This is a genomic window from Stenotrophomonas sp. (assembly GCF_032099025.1).
Lineage (GTDB): Bacteria > Pseudomonadota > Gammaproteobacteria > Xanthomonadales > Xanthomonadaceae > Stenotrophomonas.
In genome coordinates this window covers 1-9983 of record NZ_DAMCID010000049.1, presented here as the reverse complement: position 1 = coordinate 9983, position 9983 = coordinate 1, and the positions used below count along the sequence as shown (strand labels likewise).

General features: G+C 66.4%; 3 protein-coding genes and 1 pseudogene. 1 reads left to right on the top strand and 3 read right to left on the bottom strand.

Annotation, left to right across the window (positions count from 1 at the left end; all coding sequences use genetic code 11):
* From RT456_RS19070 to RT456_RS19060, 3 genes are all read right to left on the bottom strand, one after another.
* On the bottom strand, window positions 1-2651 hold a 2651-nt coding region (locus RT456_RS19070), incomplete at its 3' end, for an efflux RND transporter permease subunit (RefSeq protein ID WP_313348976.1).
* A gap of 15 nt (window positions 2652-2666) precedes the next feature.
* Entirely contained in the window at window positions 2667-3941 is a 1275-nt protein-coding gene (locus RT456_RS19065) for an efflux RND transporter periplasmic adaptor subunit (RefSeq protein WP_313348973.1), read from the bottom strand.
* On the bottom strand, window positions 3941-4600 hold the full coding sequence (locus RT456_RS19060; protein WP_313348972.1) for a TetR/AcrR family transcriptional regulator: 660 nt from the start codon (window positions 4598-4600) through the stop codon (window positions 3941-3943). The genes RT456_RS19065 and RT456_RS19060 overlap by 1 nt, the downstream gene beginning before the upstream one ends.
* Window positions 4601-4916: 316 nt before the next feature.
* Between RT456_RS19060 and RT456_RS19055 the strand changes: the two are divergent.
* Window positions 4917-9809 (top strand): annotated as a pseudogene (locus tag RT456_RS19055) (NAD-glutamate dehydrogenase domain-containing protein); the annotation flags it as partial.
* Window positions 9810-9983: the final 174 nt, after the last annotated feature.

Below are 9983 nucleotides of genomic sequence, written 5' to 3'. Positions count from 1 at the left end.
AACACCACCACGATGGACAGCACCAGCAGCAGCGTGGCCGCGTTGCCCGCCAGGATTTCCTGGTAGGACATGCCCGACCAGTCGTAGCCGAAGCCGGCCGGCAGGTCGTCCTGCACGATCCGCTCCATCGCCTGCATCGCTTCACCCGAGCTGCGGCCCGGCGCCTGCGAACCGACGATGTTGATCGCCGAGTAGCCGTTGTAGCGGCTCAGCGACGGCGGCGCGGACACCCACTCCGACTTCACCACGGTGCTCAGCGGAATCATCGCCGGCGTGCCGTCGGCGTTGGTCTGCAGCGAGCTGGGGGTGTAGAAGCTGTTCAACGACTCCGCCCCCGTGCGGAACGGACCATCGGCCTGCATGGTCACGCGCTTGATGCGGCCCTGGTAGAAGAAGTCGTTGACGTACACCGGGGCCAGCATCAGCTGGATGGTGCTGTACACGTCCGACACCGACAGCCCCATGCTCTGCGCCTGCACGCGGTCCACGTGCAGCTGCAGCTGCGGGGCGTTTTCCAGCCCGTTCGGGCGCACGCCGGTCAGCAGGTCCTTCTCTTCGCCGGCCTTGCCCAGCAGGATGTTGCGCGCCTGCGTGAGCTGTTCGAAGCCGGCACCGCCGCGGTCCTGCAACCACATGTCGAAGCCGCCGAACTGGCCCAGGCCCTGCACGGTGGGCAGGTTGACCACGAAGATCTGGGCCTCCTTGATCCCGTAGAACGCGCCGTTCATGTTCTGGATGAACTCGGGAACGGTGATGTCACGGTCCGCCCACGGCTTGAGTCGGATGAAGCCCATGCCCACGTTTTCGCCGGAACCGACGAAGCTGAAACCGGCCACCTGCAGCATGCCCTCAAAGCCGTCCTGCTTCTGCAGGATGCCGCGCATCTGCGCGAAGGTCGCGTTGGTCTGCGCCTTGGTCGAGCCCGGCGGCAGCTGCACGATCGCCAGCGCATAGCCCTGGTCTTCTTCCGGCAGGAAGCTGCCCGGCATGCGCGTGAACAGGAAGCCGCACAACACGGTGAGCACCACGAACAGGATCATCCAGCGCGGCGCATGCTTCACCGCCGAGGTGATGTGCCCCACGTAGGTGCCGCTGACCTTGTCGTAGTACTTGTTGAAGGTGCGGTAGACGATGTTCGGGTGATCGTTGTGCGTGGGCTTGAGGAAGGTCGCGCACAGCGCCGGGGTGAAGCCCAGCGCCAGGAACGCCGAGAACGCCATCGCGATGGCGATGGTCAGGGCGAACTGCTTGTAGATCTCGCCGGCCGCGCCGCCCTGCAGTGCCGACGGAATGAAGACCGCCGCCAGGACGACCGTGATGGCCACCACCGCGCCGGTGATCTGGGTCATCGCCTTCTGGGTCGCGGCCTTGGGCGGCAGCTTCTCCTCGGTCATGATGCGTTCGACGTTCTCGATGACCACGATGGCGTCATCGACCACGATGCCGATCGCCAGCACCATCGCGAACAGGGTGAGCTGGTTGATGGTGAAGCCGATGATGCTCATGCCCAGGAACGTGCCCAGCAGGGCGACCGGGATGACCAGCGTCGGGATCAGGGTGGCGCGGAAGTTCTGCAGGAAGATCAGCATCACCAGGAACACCAGCACGACCGCTTCGATCAGCGTCTTGACCACTTCCTCGATCGAGATCTTGACGAAGGTGGTGCTGTCGTACGGCGAGAACCAGCTCACACCGGCCGGGAAGCTCGGCTGCAGTTCTTCCATCTTGGCGCGCACCGCATCGGCCACGTTCAGTGCATTGGCACCGGGCAGCAGCTGGATGGCGAAGGCACCGGTGGGCTTGCCGTTGTACTGGGTGTCAAAGCCGTAGTTGTTGGCGCCGAAGGCAATGCGGGCCACGTCCTTGAGCATCACACGCGAGCCGTCCGGATTGGCGCGAAGGATGATCTCCTCGAACTGCTCGGGCGAGCTGAAGCGGCCTTCGGCCGACACGGTGGCGGTGAAGTAGTGCCCCGCCGGGGACGGGTCCGAACCCAGCGAACCGGCCGCGAACTGCACGTTCTGCGCCTTGATCGACGCAAGCACCTGGCTGGCCGACAGGCCGAAACCCTGCATGCGCTCCGGGTTGAGCCAGATGTTCATGGCGTACTCGGAACCGAACTGCTGGGTGCTGCCGACGCCGGGGATACGCGAGATCTGGTCGAGCACGCGCGAGCCGACGATGTCGTTCAGCGCATCGCGGGTGATCGCCTCGCTGTCGGACTGCAGCGCCACCACCATCAGGAAGCCGGCGTTGGCCTTGGCCACCACCACACCCTGCTGGGTCACTTCGGTGGGCAGGCGTGGCGTGGCCAGCGACACCTTGTTCTGCACCTGCACCTGCGCGATGTCCGCGTCGGTGCCGGTTTCGAAGGTGAGCGTGATGGTCGCGCGGCCGTTGGAGGCGGACGAGGAGCTGAAGTACAGCAGGTGATCGATACCGGTCAGCTGCTGCTCGATCACCTGGGTGACCGATTTTTCGGTGGTGTCGGCGCTGGCGCCGGGGTAGGTGGCGCTCACCGTCACCTGGGGCGGTGCGATGCTGGGGTAGGACTCCACGCCCAGACCGAGGATCGAGATCACGCCCGCAAGCGAGATCAGGATCGCGACCACCCAGGCGAATACCGGGTGTTCAATGAAAAATTTAGGCATGACGGCTGGTTCCCGTTATTGCTTGGTCGGTTCGGCAGCCGGAGCGCCATCGGAAGGCTTGGCGGCCGGGTCGGCGGGTGCGGCGGCGTCTGCCTGGGCGGCGGGCGCCTGGCCGGCGGCCGCGGGGGCGGCACCTGCCGGGGCCTGGCCGGGGCCGTTGGCGGCGGTCGGGGTCCACGGCTTGGCCGTGGCCGGTGCGCCTTCCTTGACCTTCTGCACGCCGGCCACGATCACCTTGTCGCCCGGCTCCAGGCCGCTGCTGACCAGCCAGTTGCTGCCCTGCTGGCCTTCGCTGACCACGTTCTTGCGCACCACCTTGCCATCCTTGCCCACCACCATGACGAAGCCGCCGGTGGTGTCGCGCTGCAGGGCCTGCAACGGCACCAGGAAGGCGTTCCTGCGCTCACCCAGGACAGCCTGGAAGCTCACGAATGCGCCCGGCAGCAGGATCTGTTCCGGGTTCGGCAGCACCGCGCGCAGGGTCACCGCGCCGGTGGACGGGTCGACCACGGCCGAGGAGTAATCCAGCGTGCCCGGCTGGTCGTACATCGTGCCGTCGGCCAGCTTCACCTGCACCGTCGACTTGCCGTCGCCGCTCAGCGACACCGCGCCATTGGCCTGGGCCCGGCGCAGCTGGGTGAGCTCGTCCGAGCTCATCGAGAAGTTGACGTACAGCGGATCCAGCTGGTCCACCGTGGTCAGCAGGGTGATGTCCCCCTGGCCGACCAGTGCGCCTTCGGTGACCTGCTGCTTGCCGGCGCGGCCGGCAATGGGCGAGGTCACCTGGGCGTAGCCGAGATTGATCTTGGCGTTGGACAGCGAGGCCTGCGCCTGCTGCACAGCCGCGGCAGCGGTGCGTTCGGTGGCTTCGGCAGCGTCCAGGTCCGACTTGGAGACGAACTTCTGCGGGGCCAGCGAACGGGCGCGGGCGGCGGCGGCCTTGGCATTGGCGTAGGTGGCCTGGGCCGAGGCCAGCTCGGCCTGCGAGGCGTTCAACGACGCCTGCAGCGGGGCCGGGTCGATCAGGAACAGCACCTGGCCCTGTTTGACGTCCTGGCCTTCCTGGTAGACGCGCTTGAGCAGCACGCCCGGCACGCGCGCGCGCACGTCGGCGCTGCGGTACGGCGACAGGCGGCCGACCAGCTCACGCTGCAGCGGCAGGGTATCGGCCTTGGCCTCGATCACGCCCACTTCCGGCGGCGGGGGCGTCTGTTGCTCCGGCTTCTTGCAGGCGGTCAACGCGACGGCGACTGCGCACGTCAGGGCGAGGGTGCGGAGTGGGGCGATCATCAGGAGAAACTCCGGTGTTGGTTTGAATGCAGTATCGGAAGCGCTTCAGGCACGGCGAAGGCGCGCAGGAAGCTGTCCACGGAAAATTCGGCCCACCGGCGCCGCTGCGAGGCGTCTGCACGATGGGGGGTATGAAAGCGTTGTTTCTCGAAATCCAGCCCGGCGATCATGCTCAATAGCAGTTCGGCCATGAAGTGCGGGTCGTCATGGCGAAGCAGGCCGCGCTTCATGCGCAGGTGGAGCCATTCAGCGAGGTGAAGGGCGAGTGCGCCGGCACCGTCGCGGTACAGGGCCTGCGCCTCCTGGGGGAACTGGGCCGATTCGACTGCGATGAGCTTGCAGGCCTGGACCACCTGCGGCTCATTGAAGTGTTCGACGTAGTCGATGGCGAACTGCAGCAGGCTGCCGCGCAGGTCCTCGCCGTCCAACGCACGCAGGCCGGCGGTGGTCCTGCACAGGTGGCGCTGCAATACCCGGCGCAGCAGTTCCTGCTTGCTTCCGTAGCGGCTGTAGAGGGTCTGCTTGGAACATCCGGCCTGCTGGGCCACAGATTCCATGCTCAGCTGCATGCCCTGGCTGGCCATCAGATCGCGCACGGCATCGAACACGCGATGATCGCGCGCATCCAGTGGGGCGACGGCAGGGGTGGGGGAGTTCACGCGGTGGACTATACCGTCCAGTTCAGAATTGGTGAAGCATTGCTTTTGGCACTGTCCCTGCTGGCACCTCAAGGTGACACGCAACGCGCCGATGCTATGGCGTGGGGTCGTGCCGGAGTGCGACGTAAACGGCACCCAACTGAAAAACCTTATTCCGTCCTGCAGCAAGGCCTTTTTGTGCGGTAGGGCTACAATTTCATTTTCCCAACTGGGCAACACGCATCGCTCTGCCATGAAACCGCAAAAAACAGCAGCCAAGACCGTGAAAAAAACGACCAAACCAGCCGATACGCAGACTGTTTCGCCAGTGGGCTTCTCGCTGGAGCCGGTGTACACGGCCTTGCGCAAGCGTTACCCGGCGGCCGGGCAGGCCGAGGCAGTGGCGTTCGCCGCCGACTTCTACAAGCGCATGGAAGCGGACGAATTCCCGCACCACACCGCTGAGGAGTGGGCCGCGCTGGCCGCCGATACGCTCGAGTTCGCCCGCGTGCGCAAGGCCGGCAAGGCCAATGTGCGCGTGTTCAACCCGACGCTGAAGGCCAATGGTTGGGAATCGCCGCACACCGTGCTGCAGATCGTCAACGACGACATGCCGTTCCTGGTCGACACCGTGACGATGTCCCTGGCCGAACATGGCGTGGGCGTGCACGTGCTGGGTCACCCGGTGCTGCGCTTCAGCCGCGACAAGAGCGGCAAGCTGTCGGGCGTGGGCGATGGCACCGCCGAGTCGGTGATGCTGCTGGAGATCGACCGCCAGCCGGCCGAGGCCATGGCCGACGTCGAGAAGGCCATCGTCAAGGCACTGGACGAGGTCCGTGCGATCGTCGGCGACTGGGACGCGATGCGTAGCAAGGCGCTGGCCCTGGCCGACGACCTGGGCTCCCGCCAGCTGCCGATCGATGCCGCCTCGCGCGCCGAAGCACAGGAATTCCTGCGCTGGGCTGCCGACAACCACTTCACCTTCTTCGGCTACCGCGAATACCGCGTGGAGAAGGAAGGCAAGGAAGACGTGCTGGCGCCGTTGAACGCCACCGGCCTGGGCCTGATGCGCGGCAAGGACAAGTCCGCCGCGCGCCCGGTCAAGACCCTCGCCGCGCAGGGGCTCAACGCCACCTCGGGGCTGAAGGACGCGCTGATCCTGACCAAGACCAACGCCCGCTCGCGGGTGCACCGCGCCGGCTACATGGATTACATCGGCGTGCTGGAATTCGACGCCAAGGGCAAGATCATCGGCGAACAGCGCTTCCTGGGCCTGTTCACCTCCAGCGCCTACAACCGCCGCCCGTGGGAAATCCCGCTGGTGCGCCAGCGCCACGAATACGTGATGAAGCAGTCCGGCCTGGCCCCGGCCAGCCACAGCGGCAAGGCCCTGCGCCACATCCTGGAAACCCTGCCGCGCGAAGAGCTGTTCCAGTCCAGCGAGGACGAGCTGTTCCGCACCGCCATGGGCGTGCTGGGCCTGCAGGAACGCGTGCGCAGCCGCCTGTTCCTGCGCCGTGACAAGTACAGCCGCTTCATTTCCGCGCTGGTCTACCTGCCGCGCGAGCGTTTCAACACCGACGTGCGCCTGCGCATCGAGGCGATGCTCAAGGACGCCCTGCAGGGCGAATACGTGGACAGCTCGGTGGTGCTCGGCGAATCGCCGCTGGCCCAGGTGCACCTGATCGTGCGCCCGAAGGCTGGGCAGACCCTGGAAGTGGATACCAGCGTGCTGGAGCAGAAGCTGGCCCAGGTGCTGCGCAACTGGCAGGACGACCTGCGCGAAGCGCTGGTGGTCCGTCACGGTGAAAGCGAAGGCCTGCGCATTGCCGCCCGCATCGGCAAGGCCCTGCCGGCCGGCTACATCGAAGATTCCAGCACCGAGATCGCGGCCAACGACGTCAGCCAGCTGGACGCGCTGACCGGCCCGGACGACCTGCGCCTGAGCCTGCAGGCCGTGCATCGCGAAGAAGGCGATGGCCTGCGCCTGAAGCTGTACCGCCAGCTGGACGACATTCCGCTGTCGGATGCGCTGCCGATGATGGAGAACATGGGCCTGCGCGTCATCTCCGAGCGCCCGTACCGCCTGACGGTGGACAACGCGCCGGTGTACGTGCAGGACTTCGAAGTGGAGTCGGTGGCCGGCGCGATCGATGCCGCCAGCGTGGACGAGGCCTTCGGCGAGACCTTCGCCCGGGTCTGGCACGGCGATGCCGAGAACGATGGCTTCAACCGCCTGGTGCTGGCCGCCGGCCTGCACTGGCGCCAGGTCGCCATGCTGCGTGGCTACTGCAAGTACCTGCTGCAGACCGGCGTGCCGTTCTCGCAGGCTTACGTGGAAGGCACCTTCACCCGTTACCCGCTGCTGGCGCGCCTGCTGGTGGAGCTGTTCGAAGCCCGCTTCGATCCGGCTACCGGACATGAGGACAAGGCCGCCATTGCCGAAGGGCAGGCTGGCCTGCGCGCACACCTGACCGTGCTGGCCGGCGGCGACGAGGCCACCCTGAAGGTGCTCAAGACCGTGGTCGATGCCCGCAAGGGTGACCGCAAGGCGCAGATGGACGCCGCACGCGATGCGCTGGTCAAGCTGATGGACCGCGTCTCCAGCCTGGACGAAGACCGCATCCTGCGCAGCTTCATGGGCGTGATCGACGCCACCCTGCGCACCAGCTACTACCAGACCGATGCACAGGGCCGCCCCGGCCACGTCATCAGCTTCAAGTTCGATTCGGCGCTGGTGCCGGACCTGCCCAAGCCGCGCCCGTACCGCGAAATCTTCGTGTATGGCCCGCGCGTGGAAGGTACCCACCTGCGCTTCGGTGCGGTCGCCCGCGGCGGCCTGCGCTGGTCGGACCGTCGCGAAGACTTCCGTACCGAGGTGCTGGGCCTGGTCAAGGCGCAGATGGTGAAGAACACGGTGATCGTGCCGGTGGGTGCGAAGGGCGGCTTCTTCGCCAAGACGCCGCCGGTGAGCGGTGACCGCGACGCGGTCTTCGCCAACGGCGTGGCCTGCTACAAGCTCTTCATCCAGGGCCTGCTGGACATCACCGACAACATCGTCAACAACAAGATCGTGCCGCCGGTGGACGTGGTCCGCCACGACATGGACGACCCGTACCTGGTGGTGGCGGCAGACAAGGGCACGGCGACCTTCTCCGACATCGCCAACGGCTTGGCCGTGGCGCATGGTTTCTGGATGGGCGATGCGTTCGCTTCCGGTGGCTCGGTCGGTTACGACCACAAGGGGATGGGCATCACCGCGCGCGGTGCATGGGAGTCGGTCAAGCGCCACTTCCGCGCCCTGGGCCGTGACAGCCAGAGCCAGGACTTCACCACGGTCGGTGTCGGCGACATGTCCGGCGACGTGTTCGGCAACGGCATGCTGTTGTCGCGCCACATCCGCCTGCTGGCCGCGTTCGACCACCGCCACATCTTCCTGGACCCGAATCCGGATGCGGCGACTTCGTTCGTCGAGCGCGAGCGCATGTTCACCGTGCCGCGTTCCAGCTGGGCCGACTACGATGCGACGCTGATCAGCAAGGGTGGCGGCATCTTCCCGCGTACGCTGAAGTCGATCGAGATCACCCCGCAGGTGCGTGAGGCGCTGGGCCTGGACGACAACGTCAAGGCGCTGTCGCCGAACGATCTGATGAGCGCGATCCTGAAGGCGCCGGTGGACCTGCTGTGGAATGGCGGCATCGGCACCTACGTCAAGGCGGCCACCGAGCAGCACAGCGACGTGGGCGACCGCGCCAACAATGCGCTGCGCGTCAATGGTGGCGAGCTGCGCTGCAAGGTGGTGGGCGAGGGCGGCAACCTGGGCATGACCCAGCTGGGCCGCATCGAAGCCGCCCAGGCGGGCGTGCTGCTCAATACCGACTTCATCGACAATTCGGCCGGCGTGGATACGTCAGACCACGAAGTCAACATCAAGATCCTGCTCAACGATGTGGTGCGGGCCAAGAAGTTGACCGTGGAGGCGCGCAACACGCTGCTGGCCTCGATGACCGACGAAGTGGCCGACCTGGTGCTCAACGACAACTACCGCCAGAACCAGGCCCTGAGCCTGATGGAGCGGATGGCGGTCAAGCGCCTGGGGTCCAAGCAGCACTTCATCCGCACGCTGGAAAAGCAGGGCCTGCTGGATCGCCAGATCGAGTTCCTGCCGTCCGATGCGGAGCTGTCGGCACGCAAGGCGCGCGGCCAGGGCCTGACCCGTCCGGAGCTGTCGGTGCTGTTGTCCTATTCCAAGCTGGTGGCATTCCAGCAGCTGCTGGAATCGGACATCCCGGAAGATCCGTACCTGTCCAAGGAGCTGCTGCGTTACTTCCCGACGCCGCTGCAGAAGAAGTACGCGGACGCGATGGAGCGTCACCGCCTGAAGCGCGAAATCATCGCCACGGCCGTGACCAACCAGACCATCAACCGCATGGGCGCCACGTTCCTGATGCGCATGCAGGAAGACACCGGCCGCACCATCGCCGAGGTCGCCAAGGCCTACACCATCAGCCGTGAGACGCTGGATGCGCGTGCGCTGTGGGCGCAGATCGATGCGCTCGACGGGACGCTGCCGGAGTCGGTGCAGATCGATGCGCTGGAAGTGATCTGGAAGCTGCAACGGTCGTTCGTGCGCTGGCTGCTGTTCCGCCCCGGCGCGATGCCGGGCATCACCGAGGCGGTGAACCGCTACCAGGCGCCGTTCAACGACATCCGTGATGCGTCGGGCGTGCTGCCCGATTCGCAGCGCCCGGCCTACGAGGCGAGCGTGCAGGAGTGGAAGGACAAGGGCCTGCCGCCGGCACTGGCACAGCAGTTGTCGGAGCTGCAGTTCCTGGAACCGGCGTTCGACATCATCGAGCTGGCGCGTACGCGCAAGCTCAAGCCGGTGGATGTGTCCAAGGTCCACTTCCGCCTGGGCGACGCGCTGCAGCTGCCGTGGCTGTTCGAGCAGATCGATGCGCTGGAGGTCAATGGTCGCTGGCATGCGGTGGCCCGTGGCGTGCTGCGCGACGAGCTGGCCGCGCATCACCGCAACCTGGCCGCCCAGGTACTGTCGATGAAGGGCGGCAGTGCCGAAGCCAAGGTCGCCGCCTGGATCGGCCGTGACGACAGCAGCCTGCGCTTCACCCTGTCGATGCTGCAGGAGCTGGCCGAGCAGAAGACGCTCGACTACCCGACGGTGTCGGTGGCGGTGCAGCGCCTCGGCCAGCTGGCCGCACACGGCGCGTAACCCGCGCGGTGATGCCGGGCGCTGCCCGGCAATGGCTGCATGACAAGGCCCCGCCACCGGCGGGGCCTTTTCTTTGGCTCTTCGCCAGATTAGAAGCTCAAGGTCTTCGATCGGGTTCGTCGCGAGCGTTGAGGGCCCCGCCGCGGCCGGCAGGCCCCTATGCAAATGTCCCCC